This window comes from Marinobacter persicus, assembly GCF_002934325.1.
GTDB lineage: Bacteria > Pseudomonadota > Gammaproteobacteria > Pseudomonadales > Oleiphilaceae > Marinobacter > Marinobacter persicus_A.
Map to the genome: position 1 here is coordinate 50,515 of NZ_PTIV01000016.1, position 23,137 is coordinate 73,651.

The window sequence follows — 23,137 nt, forward strand, 5'->3', positions numbered from 1 at the left end:
GGGGAAACTCAAGTGACTGATTTGGAGTGGGTTATCGACGATTTTCTGGCCGGGCCGCTGCCCCTGGCCAGCGGTGAAATCCTGGAGAATGCCCGGTTGCGCTACCACCGGATGGGTCGCCTGAACGCACCAAAAGACAACCTGGTGTTGCTGCCCACGTACTACGGTGGTGCGGCCGCCGGTAATCACCCCTGGGTAACGCCGGGTGGACCGCTCGATCCCGAGCGGTACTGCATTGTCGTGCCCGCCATGCTCGGTGCCGGAGAGTCTTCGTCGCCCTCCAATACCGTTGGGGCCCAGGCGGGACCGGGCTTTCCGAGCATCAGCCTGTACGACAACGTGATGCTGCAAAAACGGTTGCTGGACGAGGTTTTTGGTGGCGCCCGGCTGGCGCTGGTAATGGGCTGGTCCATGGGGGGCATGCAGGCGTTGCAATGGGGCAGTCTGTTTCCCGACCGGGTGGCGGCGGTGCTGGCGGTCTGTGCCACCGCCCGCTGTTATCCCCATAACCATGTTTTCCTGGAAGGGGTGAAGGCGGCGCTGACCTGCGACCCGGCTTTTCGCGATGGCCATTATGGCAAGCCTCCGGAGCGTGGGTTGAAAGCCTTTGCCCGGGTGTACGCCGGTTGGGCCTATTCCCAGGCGTTCTTCCGCAACGAAGGCTATCGCCAGCAGGGCTTTGAATCGCCCGAAGCCTTGCTGGCGTTCTGGGAAAAGGACCACCTGCAACAGGATGCCAATGACCTGCTGGCGGTGCTCAATACCTGGCAAACCGCAGACATCAGTGCCAACCCCGTGTTCCAGGGACGTTACCGGGAAGCGCTGGGGCGGCTGGTGATGCCCACGCGAATGCTGCCGTCGGCGACCGATCTCTACTTCACCACCACCGATGCCCGCGCCGACACCGCCGCCATGCCCGCAGGCCGTTGCCTGCCAATGGACTCGGACTGGGGCCATGTGGCGGGCGGACCCGGAAGAGAGCCGGAATGTCACCGCCGCATACTGGCGGCGGCCGCCGAATTACTGGAACGGGGTGCGTTGTCATGAGGCAAAAACGGGGTAAACGCACCGGTCAGGTGCATCTCATTGCGCCGGTGAGTGTCAAAAGGCCCGGAATCGTGAGAACCCTGGGTACTGGCACAGTGCCTGCAGAGTTTCTGTTGTCAGCCCCGATGCGCGGGGCGGAAGACCCATATCCGTTCACAGCAACACCGCATCTCGTGCGGCCAGACAAACGGACACAATGGGTGACTAGGGTTCCGGTCCGGCGAAGACAGTCTCTTTCCCGGATGGCTGGTCCGAGAGTCACCGACCTCTGGACGGGGTTACACGGCGGGACAAAAGCCCGGGAGATTGGATTGCACGCGATTCCATGGCCGTGTTCTGTGACCAGAGGAGAAAGATCATGCGATTGATAAACCGCACGCCTGGCCGGCTGACCGCCACCGCGCTTGGTGTCCTGCCTTTCGTTATCCTGTTACTGATCTACGGCGCCGCCTCGCAACAGCGGCTGGCCGACAACCCCAACGACAAGCTGCTGCCCGGCCTGGAGCAGATGACCGCCGCCGTCGACCGGATGGCTTTCCAGGAAGACCGCCGCAGTGGCGATTACCTGATGTGGGTCGACACCCTGGCCAGCCTGGAACGCCTGGGCATGGGTGTCGGGGTGGCGGCGTTGATGGCCCTGGTGGTGGGCCTGGCCAACGGGGTGCTGCCGCTGGTGCGGGCCAACCTGGCGCCGCTGGTCTCGGCATTGTCCATGGTGCCGCCACTGGCCATTCTGCCCATCCTGTTCATCGTTTTTGGCCTTGGTGAATTGTCCAAGGTGATGCTGATCGTCATCGGCACCGCTCCCATCATGATGCGCGATGTGGCCCAGCGGGTCAGCGAACTGCCCGGCGAACAGCTGATCAAGATCCAGACCCTGGGCGCCAACAGCTGGCAGGTGGTTACCCGCATGGCGTTGCCCCAGGTGTTGCCCCGGCTGATTGATGCCGTGCGCCTGAGCCTGGGGCCGGCCTGGCTGTTCCTGATTGCCGCCGAGGCTATTGCCTCCACCGAAGGTCTGGGTTACCGGATCTTCCTGGTGCGCCGTTACCTCGCCATGGACGTGATCCTGCCTTATGTCATCTGGATTACCCTTCTTGCCATTGTCATCGACCAGTGTCTGCGACTTGCCAACCGCAGGTTGTTTCCCTGGTACAACGCCGGAGGTCACTGATGAGTTTTATCAGCGTCAACAAACTGTGGAAGGAGTACGGCGACCAGGTCGTGCTGGAAAACCTGAACCTGGAAGTGGAGCAGGGCGAGTTCTGCACCCTGGTGGGCGCGTCCGGTTGTGGCAAATCCACCTTTCTGAAAATGCTCCTGGGCCAGGAAGTCCAGACCCGGGGCGAATTGCTGCTGGAGGGCGACACCTTTCCCGCCGAGCCGGATCGCAACCGGGGCATCGTGTTCCAGCGTTATTCGGTGTTTCCGCATCTCACGGTTCGCCAGAACGTGTTGATGGGGCTGGAGCTTGAGCAGAAACCGATACTGGGCAAACTGTTTGGCAGTGCCCGAGCCGAAGCGCTGGAGAAAGTGGATGACATGCTGGAACTGGTGGGCCTGGGGCCGTCCGCCAACAAGTGGCCCCACGAGTTGTCGGGTGGTATGCAGCAGCGTCTGGCCATTGCCCAGTCCCTGATCATGCGGCCGCGGGTGCTGCTGCTGGACGAGCCGTTTGGTGCGCTGGACCCCGGTATTCGCAAGGATATGCACGAGCTGCTGTTGCGACTCTGGCGCGAAATCGGCATCACCATTTTCATGGTGACCCACGATCTGCACGAGGGTTTTTACCTGGGCACCCGCCTGCTGGTGTTCGATAAGCTTCGGAACGATCCCCATGCTCCGAACGCCTATGGGGCGACCATTACGTACGATTTGCCCATTGGCCAGACCGATGAGCACTTGCTGCGGGACATTGACCAGTCAGTCACCAACACGGCGCGAAATCAGGCCGCCTGACCCCGGGAGCCGGACACCAACAGCGGGCTGATGGCCAGTTCCAAGTGTGTCCGGTACCACGTCCTGAGTGTTTAAAATTGTAACCGTAGGGTTTTTAAAGCCTATTTCCGCTGGCTATTCTGTGATCCATTGGTATCTTGTGTATTAAATTTTTGACATTTATGCACAGGCCGGACTACGGACATGAGTAACAGGCACCCTGCGGATATGGACGAGAGCATCGAGAACAGCAATCAGGACAGGGGAGCGGACAACAGTTCCGCCGTGGCATCGGAAGCCCGGGTGGTCAAGAAGGCCACAACCAGCAGAAGCACCTCAAAAAGCAAGAGCAGCAGTAGCTCAAGCCGCAAAACCTCCAAGGCCCCGGCCGCGAAATCCGCCGATAGCCAAGCTCCGGACTCTTACATGTACTTTACCGAGCGGGACCTGGACCAGATTCTGTCCAACCTGGATTACCTTCGGGAATCGGTTTTCCCGCGGGTTTTCACCGACAGCCAGAAAGAAGAAGGCAAGCAGCAGTTCTTTCCGTCGGTGTGCCTGATCGGTCTTGGCCGCTGTGGCTCCAACATTGCCCTGGATGTCGCCGAGCTGGTGCACAGCGCCCGGTCCTATTACCTGCAGGAGCTGGATAACGAAGAGCGCCGCAGCCGGGAAAAAGAAATCGGCCCCATGCGCTGGATTCGTCAGAGCCTGAACCTGCCCACGGCCAATACCGTGAAGCCGGTGTTCCTGATTGAACCCATGGTGATGCTGGGGGATCTGGACAAGGACATCGAAGGGCGCATCCGTTTTTCCCGTCGGGCCGACGAAAGCACCTTCCTGGAAGACTACAACAAGATGAAGATCATGGACCTGTCGGAGGTCCATGCCGGTGGTGCGGGTAACGCGCCGATCCTGGGTCAGTACCTGGCGCGGATCATCCTGAACAAGGACACCGATCATTTCTCCAATGAGGAATGGAAGTTTATCCACAGCTATCTGATTGATTCCTGTGGTATCAAGGCCAACCAGTCCCGGCTGTATTTCTACATTTTCAGTGCCGGTGGTGGTACCGGTTCGGGCATGGCCTCGGAGTTTGGTTTGGCGCAGCAGTATTCCTACATGCGCAAGACCTTCGACCCGAAGCTCGAAGACCGGGAGCTGGAAAACCGCGACCATTCCTTCGTATTCGAGCCGATCTTCACCAGCGGCATCTGTATCCTGCCCAATATTCAGGACAACCGGATTGAAATGTCCGAGGCCCTGCACATCAACGCTGGCCGTCTGCTGTGCAAGTACCTGGCTGAGGAGTGGGACTTCTCCTACAACTTCGATGCCGATGAGACCCGCGACGCCGACATGATGCACCGCATCCGCCCGTGGAACGCCATGATGTTGATTTCCAACGACATCATGCGTTACGCCGAGCAGCAGGATGAAGGTAAGATCCGCGATGTGGATGTGAACGCGATGGAGAAGTACGCCAACCAGTACATCTCCCAGCAGATCTTCAACATCCTCACCGCCCAGGCGGTGACCACGGATTATGATGAAGATTATTTCCGTCGCGCCGGTGTGGATATCGGCGAGACCATCCGCCTGGATGCCAACGACCTGTTCATGAGCCTGGCCGGTCCCGTGGCAGTGGCCTACGCGGAATCAGTCGTGCCCACGGATGCCCATGCCACCGAGTTCCGGAGCATCAATGGCGAGTCCCGTCTGGACATCGACGACCTGTTCTTCCGGTCCATCGACCTGCCGCACTTCAACAAGGTTACCGAGGCCATTGAAGGGGTCAGCCTGCTGCCGATTGAGGCAAGCCGGTACCGGGAGGCCCTGCACAAGTACAAAGAATCCGGCTACGACGCCAGCCACCTGAAAGACCTGCATTTCTTCAAGAACTGCTCGTCCATCGTCTCGATTGTGTCCCTGCCCAAGGACTACAAGCTGTCCTACATGGACCTCAACCGTCTGAAGACGCACCTCAACGCACTGTTCCCGAACACCACCCTGAAGCGTTACGCGCTGGTGATTGGTGCTTCGGCGAACCTGTCGCTGACCACCCTGGTGGTGAAGAGCCCCTGTCTGAGCGACGACTTCCTCACATTGATTCTGGCCTACATCAAGCGGTGCTTTGCCAACGACCAGACGCGCTATGATGACAGTCTGGACGAGGCCATGCTGGACTTCATCCGCTCGCCGGAGCTGGATGAGGAATTGATGGACAGCATGCTCAACGAGTTCGAGAATCCGGCCAAGATCCTGGACACCAACTGGTACGCCATCAAGCCCATGTATGAGAAGAAATACCGGGAGATGTGCCACGACCAGGACAACTTCGTGTCCATCAACGACCTTCGCCTGAGTCGAGGCAATGTGAAGAAAGCCATCAAGTATTTGCGGGAAATCTTCCGTCACCGCATCAGCAAGACCCGGATGATCAGCCTCAATGGCGAGGAGGGTTCTGGCTCAGGCCTGACCCTCTCCGGCGACGATTAACCGGTTCCGGAAACCAAAAAGGGGAAGCCATGTGGCTTCCCCTTTTTTATGGCAATGCTGCCATTGGCGAGCGCGCTTGCTGTCCTTAGCCGGTCCGGCGCAGATCCGGCGAATCCACCGGCACCAGGGCGTCGGTATTGGTCCGGTTACCCAGGAAGTCCGGGCGGGGCCGATTGCCACAGAACGGCTTCTCCAGCTGGTTTTCCACGCTGTTGTACACGAAGAACAGGTTACTGCGCGGCCAGGGCGACATGTTGGCGTTGGAGCCGTGCATGACGTTGCACTCAAAGATGATCAGCGAGCCGGCACCCCCGGTGGCGGTTTCAATGCCGTTTTCCCGAATCATCCGGTCCAGGTCTTTCTGGCTGGGCACGCCCAGCTCCTGTTTTTTCAGGGAGGACTGGTAGTTGTCCTCCGGCGTGCGGCCCACGCAGGGGAACCAGGTCTTGTGGGTACCGGGCACCAGCATCAATGGGCCGTTGAACGGGTTGTTGTCGGTCAGCGAGATGGAGAAACTCACCGCGCGCATGCGGGGCATGCCGTCCTCCGCGTGCCAGGTTTCAAAATCCGAGTGCCAGTTGAAACCCTTGCCATTGAAACCGGGTTTGTAGTTGATCCGGGACTGGTGAATGTAGGCATCGCTGCCCAGCAACTGGTGCACCATGTCCAGGATGCGGCGGTCCCGGGTCAGCTTGTCGAAGCGGTCGGACAGCTCGTGGATGCCAAAGATCGAGCGGATTTCCTGTTTCCCGGGTTCGGTAATGGTGCCCTCGGAATGCAGGATGCTGTCATCATCCTCGTAGGCGCGCAGGTCATCCCGGAAACGCTGGACCGTTTCCTTGTCCAGGAAGTTGTTGAAGACCAGGAAACCATTGCGTTCGTACTGGTCCAGCTCTGCTTCGCTCAGCGGACCGTTGGCGCGAGCCTCCCCCTGGCTGTGAACCACCGGATCTTTGCGTTCAAAGCTTTGCAGCGGGCGCTCCAGGCGAGTCGGATAAAAGTCGTCAGTACGATTGGCCATCTTCGAACCTCCTTCTTTTATGCGTTGTCTGAATGTGCATGGGCCATCCGCCGCAGGCTGCGGATGACGGAAAAACCTCTCAGTGGATAACGTCTCAGTGAATAACTTGGTCGGAATAACCTGCACAGGATGTAAGGATTTAGATCGGGATTTCAAGGGCGCTCGTATCTTCCTGCCGGAGAGTTGTTCAGTGAATCTGAAAACGGAGTGGGAAGATGATGACGACAAAAACGCGGATGACCAGTCTGGGGCAGCTGGGGTTTGTTCTGCTTTTACTGGCGATGTTGTCGGGTTGTGCAGGGCCATCGCTGGAGGATTACCGTGACAATCGGCCAACACTGGTGCCACAGGAATTCTTTTCCGGGACGTTGTCCGCCCGGGGGGTGGTGAAGGATTTTTCCGGAGAGGTGATTCGCACCTTTGACGCCGACATCATCGCTAGCTGGGACGACAACGGAGTAGGTACCTTGGACGAGGTCTTCCGGTTTGATGACGGTGAGGTACAGACTCGCGTATGGACACTGGTGCCCAAAGGCGATACCTATCACGCCTCTGCCGGCGATGTCGTTGAGGCGGGCACCATGCGTTGGCAGGGCAATGCCATCCACATGAACTATGTGCTTCGGGTGCCCTACGGTGATGACACCCTGGATGTACGGATGGACGATTGGATGTATCTGGTCACGCCGGACACGCTGATCAATGAAACCTCCATGACTAAGTGGGGGATTGAAGTCGGGGAAGTGGTTCTGGTGATCCAGAAACAGCCCTGAGGCCCGCCACGGCCAGTCTTCGGTTTGGGTTGATTGGCTGTGGATAATTATTGGGAAAACCTACGGATAACCTTTGGGTAATAATAAGTAAATCGTGAAATAACAGTGAGTTATCTCAATTATGGAGGTGTTGAAAACAGATCAGTCATGTGGATAAGTTTCTTGAAAACTTTTCTGAATACTTTTTGACAACCCTCTGATAACTGGTTGATTTCGGTATTTACTCACCCGCGGACGCCCAAAGGGCGCGTCGGCCTTCAGGCTGGTCGTGAAAGTCTTTTCCGTCGCCGCCGGTTCTGGTTAAAATTTGCACATTCTAACTGCATTTTCCCGGGCGAGGCGTTATACTCGCCGCCCTGTTTTTATACCCTTATTTAAAGCCTGATTTCCGAGGTGAAGAGTGGATTTCCCGACCCGTTTCGATGTCATTGTTATTGGCGGCGGCCATGCTGGTACCGAAGCCGCGCTGGCGGCCGCGCGCATGGGGTCGCAAACCCTGCTGTTGACCCACAACATTGAAACCCTGGGGCAGATGTCCTGTAACCCCGCCATCGGGGGCATTGGCAAGAGCCACCTGGTGAAGGAAATCGACGCCCTGGGCGGCGCCATGGCCCAGGCCACCGACCAGGCGGGCATCCAGTTCCGCGTGCTGAATAGCCGCAAGGGCCCGGCCGTGCGTGCCACCCGCGCCCAGGCCGACCGTGTGCTATATAAGGCAGCCATTCGGCACATGCTGGAAAACCAGCCCAACCTGACGTTGTTCCAGCAGGCCGCCGACGACCTGATTGTGGAAAACGATCAGGTGACCGGCGTGGTGACCCAGACCGGCATCCGCTTCCGCGCACAGACCGTGGTATTGACCACCGGTACCTTCCTGGGCGGGGTTATCCACATTGGCATGCAGAACCATTCCGGCGGCCGCGCCGGCGATGCCCCGGCCAATGCCCTGGCCAAGCGTCTGCGCGAACTGCCGTTCAACGTGGGTCGGCTGAAAACCGGGACGCCGCCGCGTGTCGACGCCCGCTCGGTGGATTTCTCAGTGATGCAGGAGCAGTGGGGCGACAACCCCACCCCGGTGATGTCGTTCATTGGTGACCGTAGCCAGCACCCGGAGCAGGTGTGCTGCTACGTGACTCGCACCACCGAAGAAACCCACGACATCATTCGCAGCGGTTTTGACCGCTCGCCCATGTTTGCCGGGGAAATCGAGGGCGTGGGCCCGCGTTACTGCCCGTCCATTGAAGACAAGGTGAACCGCTTTGCCGACAAGGATTCGCACCAGATTTTCGTGGAGCCCGAAGGGCTGACCACCCACGAGCTATACCCGAACGGCATTTCCACGAGCCTGCCGTTTGATATCCAGCTGGCGGCGGTGCGCTCCATTCCCGGGTTCGAGAACGCCCACATCACCCGGCCGGGCTACGCCATTGAGTACGACTACCTGAACCCACAGGACCTGCGCCACACCCTGGAAACCAAGTTCATCCAGAGCCTGTACTTCGCCGGCCAGATCAACGGCACCACCGGTTATGAGGAAGCGGGTGCCCAGGGCCTGCTGGCGGGCATCAACGCTGCGCTCCGCGCGCAGGAGAAAGACGAGTGGTACCCGCGCCGGGACGAGGCCTACCTGGGTGTGCTGGTGGACGACCTGATCACCATGGGCACCAAGGAACCGTACCGCATGTTCACCAGCCGTGCCGAGTACCGGCTGATCCTGCGCGAAGACAACGCCGACCTGCGTCTGACCGAGACCGGTCGCAAGCTGGGTCTGGTGGACGACGAGCGCTGGCAGAAGTTCAGCGACAAGCGCGAAGGCATCGCCGCCGAGCGCGAGCGCCTGGAAACCACCCGCATTCATCCGAACACCGAGGCGGGCGAGCGGGCCAACCAGTACCTCAAGCAGCCCATGAACCGGGACCACACCCTGGCGGAGCTGCTGCGCCGGCCGGAAATTGTCTACGACCACGTGGCGGAGATTGGTGCTCAGCGGGCCGAAGATCCGAACGTCGCGGACCAGGTGGAAATCGAGATCAAGTACGAGGGCTACATCTCCCGTCAGTCGGACGAGATTGAGCGCCTGCGTAAAAATGAGAACACGGCCCTGCCGATCGATCTGGATTACGACACCATTGGCGGGCTGTCCAACGAGATCAAGCAGAAGCTCAAGGAAGTGCGCCCGGAAACCGTGGCCCAGGCCTCACGCATTCAGGGCGTCACCCCGGCGGCGGTCAGCCAGATCCTGGTGTACCTGAAAAAGCGGGACCTGTTGAAAAAGCAGAGCGCCTGACATGAGTTATCCACAGTGGCAACGCCAGCTCGAATCGGGGCTGGCCGACATGGACCTTTCCCTGAGCGACAGCCAGCAGCAACAACTGCTGGCTTTTCTGGCTCTGCTCAATAAATGGAACAAGGCCTACAACCTCACCGCCGTGCGCGATGAGCGGGTGATGGTCTCGCGCCAGCTGCTCGACAGCCTCAGCATTGTGCCCTGGATCAGCACCGATCACCTGCTGGATGTGGGCGCCGGTGGCGGCCTGCCGGGCATTCCCCTGGCCATCGTGTTTCCGGAAAAACGCTTCACCCTGCTGGACAGCAATGGCAAGAAAACCCGCTTCCTGAACCAGTGTGTTCTGGAGTTGGGCCTGGACAACGTTGAGGTCATTCACGGCCGGGCCGAAGACTGCCAGCCGGAGCAACCGTTTGACCAGATCAGCAGCCGCGCCTTCACCGCGCTGGAGAACCTGGTGACCTGGTGTGAGCCGTTGCTGGCGGAAAACGGCGAGTTCCTTGCCATGAAAGGTCAGTATCCGGATGATGAAGTGTCTGCCCTTCCGGCCGGTTGGCAGGTAGAATCCAGCCAGGCCCTGACCGTTCCCGGAGCGGATGGCGAGCGTCACCTGCTGGTGGTTCGCCGGGCACCTTTATCCCGCTAAACCCGCAACAGGAGGCGAAGCATGGCGCGCGTAATCGCAGTGACCAACCAGAAAGGCGGTGTGGGAAAGACCACCACCTGCGTGAATCTGGCGGCGTCGCTTGCCGCCACCAAACGCCGCGTGTTGCTGGTGGACATGGACCCCCAGGGCAACGCCACCATGGGCAGCGGCGTGGATAAAAATGCCATGGAGCTGTCCGGCTTTGATGTGCTGACCAAGCGCGCCAAGCCTGCGGAAGCTGTGGTGACCGTCAGTGAAGCGGAGTTTGACCTGCTGCCGGCCAACGGTGATCTGACCGCCGCGGAAGTGGAACTGATGAACGAAATCGGACGGGAGCACCGCCTTCGCCTGGCCCTGAATACGCTGCGGGACAACTACGACTACATCCTGATCGACTGCCCGCCGTCGCTGAACCTGCTGACGGTGAACGCGTTGTCGGCGGCGGATTCCATCCTGATTCCCATGCAGTGCGAGTATTACGCCCTGGAAGGTCTGGCGGCGCTGATGAGCACCGTCGAGCAGATCCGGGAAACCGTGAACCCGGACCTGCAGATCGAAGGCATCCTGCGCACCATGTACGACCCCCGCAACAGCCTGACGCTGGATGTTTCCGGCCAGCTCAGCGAGTATTTTGGTGACAAGGTCTACCGGGCGGTGATTCCCCGCAACGTGCGCCTGGCCGAAGCCCCGAGCTATGGCCTGCCGGCGCTGAAGTACGACCGCGCCTCCAAGGGCGCCATTGCCTACCTGGCCCTGGCCGGGGAAATGGTTCGCCGCCACGGGTCGAAAAAGACAGCGACCGCCGTAGCGGTGTAACATGCGTTGCCCGAGGGCAACTGTGCACACATCATTTCAACAGGAAGAATGACAGACACCATGGCGCCGAAGAAACGAGGCTTGGGCCAACGCGGACTGGGAGCACTGCTGCAGAACTCCAAAGTCGATCTCAATGAACCGTCCACCAACCACGACGGTGAGTTGCGGGAGATTCCCATCGACCTGATCCAGCGCGGACGCTACCAGCCCCGCCGGGACATGGACCCGGCTGCGCTCCAGGAGTTGGCGGATTCCATTCGTCAGCAGGGCGTGATGCAGCCGGTGGTGGTGCGCGCCGTGGCCGAAGGCCGTTACGAGTTGATTGCCGGGGAACGCCGTTGGCGGGCGACCCAGCTGGCCGAACTCGACAGCATTCCGGCCATTATCCGGGACGTGCCGGACGAGGCCGTGATTGCCATGGCCTTGATTGAAAACATCCAGCGGGAAAACCTCAATCCCATCGAAGAAGCCTTTGCACTTCAACGCCTGCAGGACGAATTTGGCCTGACCCAGAACCAGGTGGCCGAGGCGGTGGGTAAATCCCGCACCACCATTACCAATCTCTTGCGCCTGATCGGCCTGACCGAAGACGTGCGGACCATGCTCGAGCACGGCGACCTGGAAATGGGCCACGGCCGGGCCATGCTTACTTTGCCGCCGGAACAACAGGTGCAGGTGGCCAAACAGGTGGTGGCGAAGTCCCTGTCGGTGCGCCAGACCGAAGCGTTGGTGCGCCGCTTCCAGAACCAGCCGTCCGATGCGGAAAAAACCGAGAAGCCAGCCCTTGACCCCAATATCCGCGCTCTTCAGGATGACCTGTCGGACCGATTGGGTGCGCGAGTCTCTATTGCCCATGGTAAGCGGGGGAAGGGAAAGCTGGTGATCGAGTACAGCTCGCTGGACGAGCTTGACGGAATTCTTGACCACATCCAGTAACATTTCCAGCCGCGTGAGGCCTCATCCTAAAGTCCTGTATTGTGGGCGAACCACCAGATGTGGTTGTAGCTCAATGACCCCGGCACAACTTGTGTGAATTACCTAATTGACTGTAGAAAATTGCCTGTTTTTTGAGCATTTTTTCGAACAGATTGTATTGAACACATTACGGTTAACCCATATAATTCCGCGCGCTTGATCCAACAGCAGGTGACATGACTCGCTATCGTAAAGCCATCACATACGTGCCATTGAAGCAATGGCTCACCATCGAGATGGCCGCGCTGAGCATTCAGAGCCTGCTGTGGTGGTTACTGGTAAGTCGTTTGGCCGGTTATTCCGCCCTGGTTGGCGGTCTTATTTTTGTCATACCAAACGCTTACTTTGCGCATCGCGCCTATCGTTACCAGGGCGCGCGCCAGATGAGTCTGGCGGTGAGTAATATTTTCAGGGCTGAGAGCATCAAGCTCGCCCTTACCGCAGTGTTTTTTGCGGCCGTTTTCACTTTAATGGAGCCAGTCCATGTACCGGCTCTGTTATTCACTTTTGCTGTGATGGTTGTAGTGGGTAACGTTCTGCGTTGGCTCATTCGGCCACGACCACAGCGATAACTGGATGAGAGCAGTATGGCAGCTGATACCCCAGTAGCGTATATACAACACCACCTTACCAACCTTACCTACGGTAAACTCCCCGCTGGCTATGAGCGGGCTGACGGTACCGTGCTCCAGGAAGCCCAGTGGACCATGGCGCATACCGCCCAGGAAGCGGCGGATATGGGCTTTATGGCATTCCACGTGGACACCCTGGGCTGGTCCATTGCCATGGGTCTGTTGTTTCTCGGCCTGTTCCGCTTCGCGGCCAAACGCGTCACCGAAGGTGCGCCAGGCGGCTTGCAGAACTTTGTCGAGATCATGTTTGAGTTCTCTCAGGGCATTGTGAGAGACGTCTTCCATGGTCGGAACCCGATCATTGCGCCAATGGCCCTGACCCTGTTCGTCTGGATCTTCCTGATGAACGCCCTGGACCTGGTGCCGGTGGACTACATCCCGGTACTTGCTCATGCGATGGGACTTGAGTACTTCAAGATTGTGCCAACCACCGATCCCAACGCCACATTTGGTATCGCTCTTGGCGTGTTCATCCTGATCCTGTTCTACAGCTTCAAGGTGAAGGGCCCGGGCGGCTTCCTGAAAGAACTTTCTTTCACACCGTTCAACCACTGGTCACTGGTACCGTTTAACCTGGTGCTTGAACTGTTGGGTTTGATCATCAAACCGATTAGTCTGGCACTTCGTTTGTTCGGCAACATGTACGCTGGCGAGGTTATCTTTATCCTGATTGCGCTGTTACCGTTGTGGGTTCAGTGGACACTGAGTGTGCCCTGGGCGATCTTCCACATTCTGGTAATTACGCTGCAGGCCTTTATCTTTACAACGCTGACTGTGGTTTACCTCAGCGCAGCGCACGAAGATCACTAATAAAAACCCTTAATGCACTAAACCCTTAACTATCTGAAAAACTGAGGAGTCTTCAATGGAAATGGTATTTATCGCAGCTGCGCTTATCATCGGTCTGGGTGCCCTGGGCGCCGGTATCGGTTTCGGCCTGCTGGGCGGCAAGCTGCTCGAATCTACTGCTCGTCAGCCGGAAATGGGCAACCAGCTGCAAACCAAAGCCTTCATCATGGCTGGTCTGCTTGATGCGGTTCCCATGATCGGTGTTGGTATCGCTATGTACCTGATCTTCGTTGTTGCTGGTTAATCAAAGCCGTAAAGACATGGGCGCTGACCATTGCAGCGCCTGACTTTCCGGACACCAGGACGCAACGAATAGCAAGAGGTATATTGCCGTGAATATAAACCTTACGTTGATAGGGCAATCGATTGCCTTCGCTATTTTCGTCTGGTTCTGCGTCAAATATGTATGGCCGCCGATTACGGCAGCCATGGAAGCGCGCCAGAAGAAAATTGCTGACGGTCTTTCTGCCGCTGATCGGGCTTCGCTTGATCTCGAGCTCGCGCAGGAGAAGGCCGCAAAGGAAATGCAGAAGGCAAAGGAAGAAGCTGCAGCCCTGATTGACCAGGCCAACAAGCGTGCCGCCCAGATCGTCGAGTCCTCCAAGGACGACGCTCGTAAGGAAGGCGAAAAGCTGATTGAGCAGGCCAGGGCGGAAATTCAACAGGAGCGTGTTCAGGCTCGCGACGCACTCAGAGCAGAAGTGGCAACACTGGCTGTTGCAGGTGCCGAGAAGATTCTGGAAACCTCTGTAGACGCCAAAGCTCACAGCGAGATGCTGGAAAAGCTGGCCGCAGAACTCTAAAAGAGGGTCATCATGGCAGAACTTGTAACGTTAGCCCGACCCTATGCGAAAGCCGTCTTTGCTGCCGCCAAGGACCAGAACGCCATTGATCAGTGGGATCAGGCGCTGGCTTTTGCAGCACAGGTTGCGGCTGACCAAGAGGTAAAGAACATCCTGGCCAACCCTGGCCTCTCTGAGCAGCGCAAAGCGGAACTCTTCGCGGATTGTTTTGAAGAGCCGCTGCCGGAAGCACTCAGAAACTTCCTGTCGATTCTTGCTGAAAACAAGCGTCTGGCCCTTTTGCCGGCAATTTCTGATCTGTTCCGTCTGTACCGTGCGGACGTAGAGAAGTCCGTTAACCTGACAGTAGATACCGCATTCGAACTGTCGGCCGACGAACAACAGAAACTCATCGACGCGTTGTCCAAAAAGCTGGAGCGCAAGGTTGAGCTTGAATCCACCGTGGATCAGTCTCTGATTGGTGGTGTGGTAGTACGCACAGGCGACCTGGTTATCGACGCTTCAGTCCGTGGCAAATTGGCCCGTATGGCCAAGGCATTGGGCTCCTGATTTCAGCACAAGGTTTGAGGACAAAGGCATGCAGCAACTGAATCCATCCGAGATCAGTGACATCATCAAGAAGAGAATCGAGAAACTCGATATCTCTTCCGAAGCTAAAAACGAAGGTACGATCCTGTCAGTATCCGACGGTATCGTATTGATCCACGGTCTCGCCGACGTTATGTACGGTGAGATGATCGAATTTGCCAACGGCACTTACGGCATGGCGCTGAACCTGGAGCGTGATTCTGTTGGTGCGGTAGTACTGGGCGACTACGAAGGTCTGGCCGAAGGCCAGAAAGTACGTTGCACCGGTCGCATCCTTGAGGTGCCGGTTGGCCGTGAACTGCTGGGCCGCGTTGTAGACGGTCTGGGTAACCCGATCGACGGCAAGGGCGAGCTGGGCAACAGCGAAACCTCTCCGATCGAGAAGGTTGCGCCTGGCGTAATCGCACGTCAGTCAGTTGATGAGCCGGTTCAGACTGGTCTGAAGCCGATCGATACCATGGTTCCCATCGGTCGTGGTCAGCGTGAGCTGATCATCGGTGACCGTCAGATCGGTAAGACTGCGGTTGCGATCGACGCGATCATCAACCAGAAGAACACTGGCATCAAGTGTATCTACGTTGCCATCGGCCAGAAGCAGTCGTCCATCGCGGCGGTTGTGCGCAAGCTGGAAGAGCACGGTGCGATGGATCACACCATCATCGTGGCTGCCGGTGCGGCTGATCCGGCCTCCATGCAGTACCTGGCGCCGTACGCCGGTACTTCCATGGGTGAATTCTTCCGTGACCGCGGCGAAGACGCTCTGATCGTATACGATGACCTGTCCAAGCAGGCCGTTGCGTATCGTCAGATCTCCCTGCTTCTGCGTCGTCCGCCGGGCCGTGAAGCCTTCCCGGGTGACGTATTCTACCTCCACTCCCGTCTGCTGGAGCGTGCGTCCCGGATCAACGCCGATGAAGTTGAAAAGCTGACCAACGGCGAAGTGAAAGGCCAAACCGGTTCCCTGACCGCACTGCCGATCATCGAAACCCAGGCTGGTGACGTTTCCGCATTCGTTCCGACCAACGTGATCTCCATCACCGACGGTCAGATCTTCCTGGAAACCAACCTGTTCAACTCCGGTATCCGTCCGGCGATGAACGCGGGTATCTCGGTATCGCGGGTAGGTGGTTCAGCCCAGACCAAGATCATGAAGAAGCTCGGCGGTAACATCCGTCTGGCCCTGGCCCAGTACCGGGAACTGGCGGCATTCGCCCAGTTCGCTTCCGACCTCGACGAAGCAACCCGTAAGCAGCTGGAGCACGGTCAGCGCGTTACCGAGCTGATGAAGCAAAACCAGTACAGCCCGATGTCTGTTGCGGAAATGGGTACCGTACTGTTCGCAGCGAACGAAGGCTTCCTGGACGATGTTGATGTAGACAAGATTGTGGCTTTTGAAGCCCAGCTGCTTGACTGGATGCGTTCTGAGCAGAAAGAACTGCTGGAACAGATCGGTCCTGATGGCAACTACAACGACGACATCATCGCTGGTCTGAAAGCTGCTCTGGAAAAATTCAAGACCACTCAGAGCTGGTAAATCCACCGGGCCCGCCTTGAGCGGGCCTGATGGTGCATTTGAGTGTCTAACTTGAAAAGGCAGTGACTTATGGCCGTCGGAAAAGAAATACGTAATCAGATCGGAAGCATCAAGAGCACGCAGAAGATCACGTCCGCCATGGAAATGGTGGCCGCGAGTAAGATGCGTAAGGCTCAGGAGCGTATGCAGGCGACTCGCCCATACGCCGAAAAGATGCGCCAGGTAATCGGACATATTGCCAAGTCCAACAAGGATTACCGCCATCCGTTCATGCAGGAACGCGACGTCAAGCGGGTTGGCTACATTGTGGTCTCCTCCGATCGCGGCCTTTGTGGTGGCCTGAACGGCAACGCGTTCAAGCTGCTCGTGAAGGAAATGCGTGGATGGAAAGAGAAAGGTGTTGAGACCGATATCTGCGCTATTGGCCAGAAGGGTGCCTCGTTTTTCCGCAACTACGGCGGAAACGTGGTGGCAGCCGTAACCCACCTGGGTGACAACCCGAGTGCGGACAAGCTGATTGGTAGCGTCAAGGTGATGCTCGATTCGTTCGAGGAAGGCAAGATTGACCGCCTTTATCTCGTGAGTAACGAATTCGTCAACACCATGACCCAGTCCCCGAAGGCGGAGCAGCTGCTGCCACTGCCTGAAGGCGATGAGGAAGAAGAGATCGGTCACCAGTGGGATTATATTTACGAGCCGGATTCACGTCCGATTCTGGACGGGCTGATGCCACGTTATATCGAGTCCCAGGTGTATCAGGGTGTGGTAGAGAATCTGGCCTGTGAGCAGGCTGCCCGGATGATCGCTATGAAGAGCGCCACCGACAATGCTGGCAACATCATTGATGACCTGCAGCTGGCCTACAACAAGGCCCGTCAGGCGGCGATCACACAAGAGATTTCGGAAATTGTGAGCGGCGCAGCATCTGTTGGATAACGCTCACAGACCTACTGGTTTTATTGACTATTAGATAACGAGGAACCGAGCATGAGTAGCGGACACATCGTTCAGATCATTGGCGCGGTTATCGACGTGGAATTCCCACGTGACGCCGTGCCAAGCGTTTATGACGCACTGCTGCTTGAAGGTGGTGAAACAACTCTGGAAGTCCAGCAGCAGCTGGGTGACGGCATTGTTCGTACCATCGCCATGGGCAGCACCGAAGGCCTGAAGCGTGGCCTGAAAGCAGAAAACACCGGCAGCCCGATCTCCGTACCGGTTGGTACCGAGACTCTGGGCCGCATCATGGACGTTCTGGGTCGTCCCATCGACGAGCAGGGCGAAATCGGTGAGCAGGAAAAGTGGTCTATCCACCGTAAAGCACCGGGCTATGCCGACCAGGCAGCCTCTGCGGACCTGCTGGAAACCGGTATCAAGGTTATCGACCTGATCTGCCCGTTCGCCAAGGGTGGTAAGGTTGGCCTGTTCGGCGGCGCCGGCGTAGGTAAAACCGTAAACATGATGGAACTGATCAACAACATCGCGAAAGAGCACTCCGGTCTCTCCGTATTCGCCGGTGTTGGTGAGCGTACCCGTGAAGGTAACGACTTCTACTACGAAATGAAGGACTCCAACGTCCTTGATAAAGTGGCGATGGTTTACGGTCAGATGAACGAACCCCCCGGGAACCGTCTGCGCGTAGCCCTGACCGGCCTGACCATGGCCGAGAAGTTCCGTGATGAAGGCCGTGACGTACTGCTGTTCGTTGACAACATCTACCGTTACACCCTGGCCGGTACTGAGGTATCTGCACTGTTGGGTCGTATGCCGTCTGCGGTAGGTTACCAGCCGACTCTGGCCGAAGAGATGGGTCAGCTGCAGGAGCGGATCACCTCCACCAAGACTGGTTCCATCACGTCCATCCAGGCGGTATACGTACCGGCGGATGACTTGACTGACCCGTCTCCGGCGACCACCTTCTCGCACCTGGACGCAACCGTTGTACTGAGCCGTGACATCGCTTCCAAGGGTATCTACCCGGCGATCGATCCGCTGGATTCCACTTCTCGTCAGCTCGATCCGCTGGTGATTGGTGAGCAGCACTACAACGTGGCCCGTGGTGTTCAGAACGTTCTGCAGCGTTACAAGGAACTGAAGGACATCATCGCCATCCTGGGTATGGACGAACTGTCTGAAGAAGACAAGACGACTGTTGCCCGTGCCCGTAAGATCGAGCGTTTCCTGTCTCAGCCGTTCCACGTTGCTGAAGTATTCACCGGCGCGCCTGGTAAGTACGTGTCTCTGAAAGAGACCATCAGCAGCTTCGAAGGCATCCTCAACGGTGACTACGACGACATGCCGGAACAGGCGTTCTACATGTGCGGTACCATCGAGGAAGCAATCGAGAAGGCTAAGGCAATGAAAGAGAAAGAAGGTAAGTAAAACCTTCTCTCTTTTTCGACGCAAGAGGCGTAAAATATGGCTATGACCGTACATTGTGACGTCGTAAGTGCCGAGGAAAAAATCTACTCCGGGCTGGTAGAGACACTGATCGCTACCGGCACGGAGGGTGAGCTTGGCATCCAGCTTGGCCACGCCCCGCTCCTGACCGCACTCAAGCCGGGTGCGGTTCGGATCATCAAGCAGGGTGGTAGCGAGGAAATCCTGTACGTTTCCGGGGGTTACCTGGAAGTGCAGCCCAACCTTGTGACCCTGATGGCTGATACTGCGGTTCGTGCGAAAGACGTGGACGAAGCCGCAGCGCTGGAAGCCCAGAAAGAAGCCGAAAAGGCACTGGCGAACAAGACAGGCGAGTTCGAATACTCCCGGGCCGCCGCCGAGCTGGCAGAAGCCGCCGCTCAGCTGCGTACCATCCAGAAGCTGCGCAAAAACCTGCGATAAGCAGGGGTTGCGTCGGTGCCCGGAGTGGCCTGACTATGAACCGCATCCGCGGGTGGAAGGTTCTCTGTTTTTTAGCGAAAACAGGGAGGCTTTCGCCGGGACGCGGTTTTTTCGTTTTTAAAACACCCAACATCACGGAGCGTGACGCCCCATGAGCCCGTTACACGTTGTGATCCTGGCCGCCGGCCAGGGTTCAAGGATGAAGTCCGCACTGCCCAAGGTGCTGCACCCGGTGGCTGGAAAACCCATGCTGCACCATGTCATAGACACTGCCAGGCAGCTGGGCGCGGAAAAAATTCACACGGTTATCGGGCATGGTGCCGATAAGGTGCAGGCCTCACTGGATGATGGGGCGGTGAATTGGGTGATGCAGACCGAGCAGCTGGGTACCGGCCATGCCGTCGCTCAGGCGTTGCCAGACCTGCCGGACGACGCGCGGGTACTGGTGCTCTATGGCGATGTGCCGCTGACCAGCCGGGCGACGCTTGAATCCATGGTCGCGGACCTTGATGAGAGCAATCTCGCGCTGCTGACCGTGGACATGGAACACCCGCACGGTTACGGCCGCATTGTTCGCAACCAGGCGGACCAGGTGCAGTCGATCGTGGAACAGAAAGACGCCAGCGCCGAGCAGCAGGAAATCAAAGAGGTGAACACGGGCATACTGGCCGTGTCCGCCAGACACCTGAAAAGCTGGTTGCCGACCCTGTCGAACAGCAATGCCCAGGGCGAATACTACCTTACCGACATCATTGCCATGGCGGTGGATCACGGCCTGGGCGTGACGGTTTCCCAGCCTCTGAATCCGTTCGAGGTGCAGGGTGTGAACAATCGCCTGCAACTGGCCGAACTGGAGCGCTGGTACCAGCGCCAGCAGGCCGAGCGCCTGATGACCGAAGGCGCCAGCCTCGCGGACCCGGCTCGTGTGGATGTTCGGGGCGAACTGACCATCGGTAATGACCTGTGGATCGATGTGAACGTGGTTTTTGAGGGCAACGTTAGCCTAGGCAGCAACGTCACCATTGGCCCCGGATGCGTGATCAAGGATGCATCCATCGCCGATGGCGTGACCATTAAGGCCCATTCTGTCATTGAGGGTGCCACCGTTGGCACCAATGCCGAGATTGGTCCCTTTGCCCGCCTGCGTCCGGGCACCGAACTGGGCGCCGATACCAAGGTGGGCAACTTTGTGGAAACCAAAAAAGCCGTGGTGGGCGAGGGCAGCAAGATCAACCACCTGAGCTACGTGGGCGATACCTTAATGGGTCGTCATGTGAATGTGGGTGCAGGCACCATCACCTGCAATTATGATGGAGCGAACAAACACCAGACGGTGATGGGCGACGGCGTGTTCGTCGGCTCCAACTCGGCGCTGGTGGCCCCGGTTACCCTGGGCGTAGACGCTACCATTGGCGCGGGTTCGACCATCACTCGTGATGTTGCCGACAATGAACTGGCCATCGCCCGGGGCAAGCAGCGCAACATCGAAGGCTGGGAACGGCCGAAGAAAGCCTAACGACAGACAACAGCAGGTGAAGACAGCATGTGTGGGATTGTAGGAGCGGTATCTGAGCGGGACGTCCAGGGCATTCTTCTGGAAGGACTGCGCCGCCTGGAATACCGGGGATACGACTCCGCGGGCATGGCCGTGATCAATGGCGGGCCACACGCGCAGCGTGCCCGTGAACTGGGCAAGGTGTCAGCCCTGGCCGAAGCCGTGGAAGCCAATCCGCTGAACGGCCACCTGGGCATTGCCCACACCCGCTGGGCCACCCACGGTGAACCCTCCCAGCTGAACGCCCATCCCCACATGTCGGGTGACGGCCTGGCCATCGTTCACAATGGCATCATTGAAAATTACCAGGAACTGCGTGACGAGCTGAAAGCGGATGGATTCGAGTTCACCTCCCAGACCGACACCGAAGTCGTCGCTCACCTGATCCAGAAAAATTACCGTGAACAGGGCTCGCTGTACGACGCTGTAAAAAGTGCCATTCCCCGGCTTCGGGGTGCCTACGCCCTGGCGGTCGTCCACGCCGACGAACCGGACCATCTGGTGGTGTGCCGGGAAGGCAGCCCTCTGGTGATCGGTGTGGGCATTGGCGAGAACTTTATCGCCTCTGACCAGCTCGCGCTGCTGCCGGTGACCGACCGCTTCATGTTCCTGGAAGAAGGCGACATTGCCGATATTCGCAAGGACCGCATCGAGATTCATGATCGCGAAGGAACACCGGTTGAGCGGGAAACCAACCGGTTCGAGCACGGGGCCGATTCTGCCGAGAAAGGCGAATACCGCCATTTCATGCTCAAGGAAATCTACGAGCAACCCAAAGTCATCAAGGCCACCATGGAAGGGCGGGTGACCGATTCCCGCGTGCTGGAGCAGGCGCTGGGCACCGAGGCCGCCAACCTGCTGGATAACGTCCGCCACGTCCAGATCATCGCCTGCGGTACCTCGTACCATGCCGGCATGGTTGCCCGTTACTGGATTGAAGAGCTGGCCGGCGTGCCCTGTTCCGTGGAAGTGGCCTCCGAGTTCCGCTACCGCAAGCACGTGATCCAGCCGGACACCCTGTTCCTGTGCATTTCCCAGTCCGGCGAAACCGCCGATACCCTGGCGGCCCTGCGCCAGGCCAAGAAAGCCGGCTTCCGCGCCGCCCTGGCCATCTGCAACGTGCCCGGCAGCTCCCTGGTACGCGAATCCGACCTGGTGATCATGACCCAGGCCGGCCCCGAAATTGGCGTGGCCTCCACCAAGGCGTTTACCACCCAGCTGACCGCCCTGCTGATCTTCACCCTGGCCCTGGCCCGCCACAACGGCCTGAGTGCCGAAAGGGAAGCAGATATTGTCAGCGCCCTGCACCAGGTGCCGGGGCAGGTGAGCGACATTCTGGCCCTCAACGGCGGTATTGAAGAGATGTCCCGCGCCTTCATGGATAAATTCCACAGCCTGTTCCTGGGCCGGGGCTCCCAGTTTCCCGTGGCCATGGAAGGGGCATTGAAGCTCAAGGAAATCTCCTACATCCACGCCGAAGCCTACCCGGCCGGCGAACTCAAGCACGGGCCTCTGGCACTGGTGGACAGTGAAATGCCGGTGGTCACCGTCGCGCCCAACAACGACCTGGTGGAAAAACTCAAATCCAACCTCGAAGAAGTGCGCGCCCGGGGCGGAGAGCTATTCGTGTTCGCCGACAAGTCCGCCGGCGTGAAAGCCGAGGAAGGCGTGCACGTGATGCAACTGCCGCCGGTACACGAAATCACCGCGCCCATCGTCTACACCGTGCCGCTGCAGCTGTTGTCCTACCACGTGGCCGTGCTCAAAGGCACGGACGTGGACCAGCCACGGAACCTCGCCAAGAGTGTGACGGTGGAATAAGAGAAGTGCCTTCTGTTGTTATCCTTGTGGGATAATAATAAAGTTGGTAACATGATAAAAGAGTTGGTAACTTTATAATAAAGTTGGTAACTAGCGGACTATGTGGCAAAGTCAGGCTATTCTCCTCGGGAGTGATAGGGAATGGCCAACTACAAACTCGACAAGAAAACCCAGAAGTGGATCAAAGAAGAACGCGGTAAAGGCAGCGGCAAGGATTACCATCCATGGCTGACCGTCAGAGACCTATCCTCCAAGGGGCGCTCGCATCGAGTGATGGGCCACCTGACAGGACGAACTCATCATTTCTTCTCCGATACAGAGTTAGCCGCGTTCCTGCTACTTGAATGGAACCCGGATGTCACTGACATCCGTGAACAGTTTCCTCTCCGAATAGAAGACACCCTCTCAGTGGCTGAACAAGCCAATATTCGCCACCCCGAAGCAGGCGGATACCATCAGATCATGTCCAGCGATTTTGTGGTTGACCTTTCCACGCCTTCCGGGCCAAAGAG

At 58.1% G+C, this 23,137-nt stretch carries 21 protein-coding genes, 1 pseudogene and 1 riboswitch; of the genes and pseudogenes, 21 read left to right on the top strand and 1 reads right to left on the bottom strand.

Going from position 1 to position 23,137, the window contains the following annotated elements; genetic code table 11:
• Positions 1 to 12 precede the first annotated feature (12 nt).
• The 4 genes from BY454_RS09875 to BY454_RS09890 all read left to right on the top strand — a co-directional run bounded on the left by BY454_RS09875 (position 13) and on the right by BY454_RS09890 (position 5,484).
• Entirely contained in the window at positions 13 to 1,047 is a 1,035-nt protein-coding gene (locus tag BY454_RS09875) for an alpha/beta fold hydrolase (RefSeq protein WP_104417326.1), read from the top strand.
• A 193-nt stretch (positions 1,048 to 1,240) separates the two neighbouring features.
• Positions 1,241 to 1,354: riboswitch (guanidine-I (ykkC/yxkD leader) on the top strand.
• A 51-nt stretch (positions 1,355 to 1,405) separates the two neighbouring features.
• Positions 1,406 to 2,221 (top strand): ABC transporter permease, encoded by an 816-nt coding sequence (locus tag BY454_RS09880; protein ID WP_104417327.1) that lies wholly within the window; start codon positions 1,406 to 1,408, stop codon positions 2,219 to 2,221.
• The gene (locus BY454_RS09885; protein ID WP_104417328.1) at positions 2,221 to 3,006 is read left to right on the top strand and encodes an ABC transporter ATP-binding protein; all 786 of its coding nucleotides are present in this window, start codon (positions 2,221 to 2,223) and stop codon (positions 3,004 to 3,006) included. The genes BY454_RS09880 and BY454_RS09885 overlap by 1 nt, the downstream gene beginning before the upstream one ends.
• A 405-nt stretch (positions 3,007 to 3,411) precedes the next feature.
• Positions 3,412 to 5,484, top strand: a complete 2,073-nt coding sequence (locus BY454_RS09890; RefSeq protein WP_219820626.1) for a hypothetical protein — start codon at positions 3,412 to 3,414, stop codon at positions 5,482 to 5,484.
• A gap of 85 nt (positions 5,485 to 5,569) precedes the next feature.
• Here BY454_RS09890 and thpD read toward each other — a convergent pair whose 3' ends face one another.
• The gene (thpD, locus tag BY454_RS09895) at positions 5,570 to 6,505 is read right to left on the bottom strand and encodes an ectoine hydroxylase (RefSeq protein WP_104417330.1); all 936 of its coding nucleotides are present in this window, start codon (positions 6,503 to 6,505) and stop codon (positions 5,570 to 5,572) included.
• Positions 6,506 to 6,786: 281 nt separating this feature from the next.
• On the opposite strand from thpD, the gene BY454_RS09900 reads away from it, so the two are divergent.
• The 17 genes and pseudogenes from BY454_RS09900 to BY454_RS09980 form a co-directional block, all read left to right on the top strand.
• Complete coding sequence (locus tag BY454_RS09900; protein WP_181049683.1) at positions 6,787 to 7,278, top strand: DUF3833 domain-containing protein; 492 nt, start codon at positions 6,787 to 6,789, stop codon at positions 7,276 to 7,278.
• A gap of 400 nt (positions 7,279 to 7,678) precedes the next feature.
• Positions 7,679 to 9,565 carry a tRNA uridine-5-carboxymethylaminomethyl(34) synthesis enzyme MnmG gene (gene mnmG / locus BY454_RS09905; RefSeq protein ID WP_104417332.1) on the top strand — a complete coding sequence of 629 codons (1,887 nt, stop codon included), beginning with the start codon at positions 7,679 to 7,681 and terminating at the stop codon, positions 9,563 to 9,565.
• A 1-nt stretch (position 9,566) separates the two neighbouring features.
• Entirely contained in the window at positions 9,567 to 10,211 is a 645-nt protein-coding gene (gene rsmG / locus BY454_RS09910) for a 16S rRNA (guanine(527)-N(7))-methyltransferase RsmG (RefSeq protein ID WP_104417333.1), read from the top strand.
• 21 nt (positions 10,212 to 10,232) lie between these two features.
• Positions 10,233 to 11,027, top strand: a complete 795-nt coding sequence (locus BY454_RS09915) for a ParA family protein (protein WP_104417334.1) — start codon at positions 10,233 to 10,235, stop codon at positions 11,025 to 11,027.
• A gap of 60 nt (positions 11,028 to 11,087) precedes the next feature.
• Positions 11,088 to 11,963 carry a ParB/RepB/Spo0J family partition protein gene (locus tag BY454_RS09920; RefSeq protein ID WP_104417346.1) on the top strand — a complete coding sequence of 292 codons (876 nt, stop codon included), beginning with the start codon at positions 11,088 to 11,090 and terminating at the stop codon, positions 11,961 to 11,963.
• Positions 11,964 to 12,178: 215 nt separating this feature from the next.
• Positions 12,179 to 12,574 carry an ATP synthase subunit I gene (locus BY454_RS09925; RefSeq protein WP_104417335.1) on the top strand — a complete coding sequence of 132 codons (396 nt, stop codon included), beginning with the start codon at positions 12,179 to 12,181 and terminating at the stop codon, positions 12,572 to 12,574.
• Between the two features lie 15 nt (positions 12,575 to 12,589).
• Positions 12,590 to 13,444, top strand: a complete 855-nt coding sequence (gene atpB / locus BY454_RS09930; RefSeq protein WP_104417336.1) for a F0F1 ATP synthase subunit A — start codon at positions 12,590 to 12,592, stop codon at positions 13,442 to 13,444.
• Positions 13,445 to 13,499: 55 nt separating this feature from the next.
• The gene (gene atpE / locus BY454_RS09935; RefSeq protein WP_104417337.1) at positions 13,500 to 13,727 is read left to right on the top strand and encodes a F0F1 ATP synthase subunit C; all 228 of its coding nucleotides are present in this window, start codon (positions 13,500 to 13,502) and stop codon (positions 13,725 to 13,727) included.
• A gap of 88 nt (positions 13,728 to 13,815) precedes the next feature.
• The gene (locus tag BY454_RS09940; RefSeq protein WP_104417338.1) at positions 13,816 to 14,286 is read left to right on the top strand and encodes a F0F1 ATP synthase subunit B; all 471 of its coding nucleotides are present in this window, start codon (positions 13,816 to 13,818) and stop codon (positions 14,284 to 14,286) included.
• Positions 14,287 to 14,298: 12 nt separating this feature from the next.
• Positions 14,299 to 14,835: a F0F1 ATP synthase subunit delta gene (locus BY454_RS09945; RefSeq protein ID WP_104417339.1), complete on the top strand. Its 537-nt coding sequence runs from the start codon at positions 14,299 to 14,301 to the stop codon at positions 14,833 to 14,835.
• 28 nt (positions 14,836 to 14,863) lie between these two features.
• A complete protein-coding gene (gene atpA / locus BY454_RS09950) occupies positions 14,864 to 16,408 on the top strand; it encodes a F0F1 ATP synthase subunit alpha (RefSeq protein WP_104417340.1) in 1,545 nt (514 codons plus the stop codon).
• 69 nt (positions 16,409 to 16,477) lie between these two features.
• Positions 16,478 to 17,344: a F0F1 ATP synthase subunit gamma gene (atpG, locus tag BY454_RS09955; protein ID WP_104417341.1), complete on the top strand. Its 867-nt coding sequence runs from the start codon at positions 16,478 to 16,480 to the stop codon at positions 17,342 to 17,344.
• Between the two features lie 51 nt (positions 17,345 to 17,395).
• Entirely contained in the window at positions 17,396 to 18,790 is a 1,395-nt protein-coding gene (gene atpD, locus BY454_RS09960) for a F0F1 ATP synthase subunit beta (protein WP_104417342.1), read from the top strand.
• A 36-nt stretch (positions 18,791 to 18,826) separates the two neighbouring features.
• Entirely contained in the window at positions 18,827 to 19,249 is a 423-nt protein-coding gene (locus BY454_RS09965; RefSeq protein ID WP_104417343.1) for a F0F1 ATP synthase subunit epsilon, read from the top strand.
• Positions 19,250 to 19,400: 151 nt separating this feature from the next.
• Complete coding sequence (gene glmU / locus BY454_RS09970) at positions 19,401 to 20,765, top strand: bifunctional UDP-N-acetylglucosamine diphosphorylase/glucosamine-1-phosphate N-acetyltransferase GlmU (RefSeq protein ID WP_104417344.1); 1,365 nt, start codon at positions 19,401 to 19,403, stop codon at positions 20,763 to 20,765.
• A 27-nt stretch (positions 20,766 to 20,792) separates the two neighbouring features.
• Complete coding sequence (gene glmS / locus BY454_RS09975) at positions 20,793 to 22,625, top strand: glutamine--fructose-6-phosphate transaminase (isomerizing) (protein ID WP_104417345.1); 1,833 nt, start codon at positions 20,793 to 20,795, stop codon at positions 22,623 to 22,625.
• 141 nt (positions 22,626 to 22,766) lie between these two features.
• Positions 22,767 to 23,137: pseudogene (locus tag BY454_RS09980) on the top strand (TnsA endonuclease N-terminal domain-containing protein); the annotation flags it as partial.

Excerpts from the sequence above, each read along its gene's own strand:
- glmU (WP_104417344.1), top strand. The coding sequence starts at position 19,401 with ATGAGCCCGTTACACGTTGTGATCCTGGCCGCCGGCCAGGGTTCAAGG.
- BY454_RS09900 (WP_181049683.1), top strand. The coding sequence starts at position 6,787 with ATGTTGTCGGGTTGTGCAGGGCCATCGCTGGAGGATTACCGTGACAAT.
- BY454_RS09885 (WP_104417328.1), top strand. The coding sequence starts at position 2,221 with ATGAGTTTTATCAGCGTCAACAAACTGTGGAAGGAGTACGGCGACCAG.
- BY454_RS09920 (WP_104417346.1), top strand. The coding sequence starts at position 11,088 with ATGGCGCCGAAGAAACGAGGCTTGGGCCAACGCGGACTGGGAGCACTG.
- BY454_RS09915 (WP_104417334.1), top strand. The coding sequence starts at position 10,233 with ATGGCGCGCGTAATCGCAGTGACCAACCAGAAAGGCGGTGTGGGAAAG.
- thpD (WP_104417330.1), bottom strand. The coding sequence starts at position 6,505 with ATGGCCAATCGTACTGACGACTTTTATCCGACTCGCCTGGAGCGCCCG.
- BY454_RS09925 (WP_104417335.1), top strand. The coding sequence starts at position 12,179 with ATGACTCGCTATCGTAAAGCCATCACATACGTGCCATTGAAGCAATGG.
- atpA (WP_104417340.1), top strand. The coding sequence starts at position 14,864 with ATGCAGCAACTGAATCCATCCGAGATCAGTGACATCATCAAGAAGAGA.
- BY454_RS09965 (WP_104417343.1), top strand. The coding sequence starts at position 18,827 with ATGGCTATGACCGTACATTGTGACGTCGTAAGTGCCGAGGAAAAAATC.
- rsmG (WP_104417333.1), top strand. The coding sequence starts at position 9,567 with ATGAGTTATCCACAGTGGCAACGCCAGCTCGAATCGGGGCTGGCCGAC.
- BY454_RS09890 (WP_219820626.1), top strand. The coding sequence starts at position 3,412 with ATGTACTTTACCGAGCGGGACCTGGACCAGATTCTGTCCAACCTGGAT.
- atpG (WP_104417341.1), top strand. The coding sequence starts at position 16,478 with ATGGCCGTCGGAAAAGAAATACGTAATCAGATCGGAAGCATCAAGAGC.
- atpB (WP_104417336.1), top strand. The coding sequence starts at position 12,590 with ATGGCAGCTGATACCCCAGTAGCGTATATACAACACCACCTTACCAAC.
- atpE (WP_104417337.1), top strand. The coding sequence starts at position 13,500 with ATGGAAATGGTATTTATCGCAGCTGCGCTTATCATCGGTCTGGGTGCC.
- BY454_RS09880 (WP_104417327.1), top strand. The coding sequence starts at position 1,406 with ATGCGATTGATAAACCGCACGCCTGGCCGGCTGACCGCCACCGCGCTT.
- atpD (WP_104417342.1), top strand. The coding sequence starts at position 17,396 with ATGAGTAGCGGACACATCGTTCAGATCATTGGCGCGGTTATCGACGTG.
- glmS (WP_104417345.1), top strand. The coding sequence starts at position 20,793 with ATGTGTGGGATTGTAGGAGCGGTATCTGAGCGGGACGTCCAGGGCATT.
- BY454_RS09945 (WP_104417339.1), top strand. The coding sequence starts at position 14,299 with ATGGCAGAACTTGTAACGTTAGCCCGACCCTATGCGAAAGCCGTCTTT.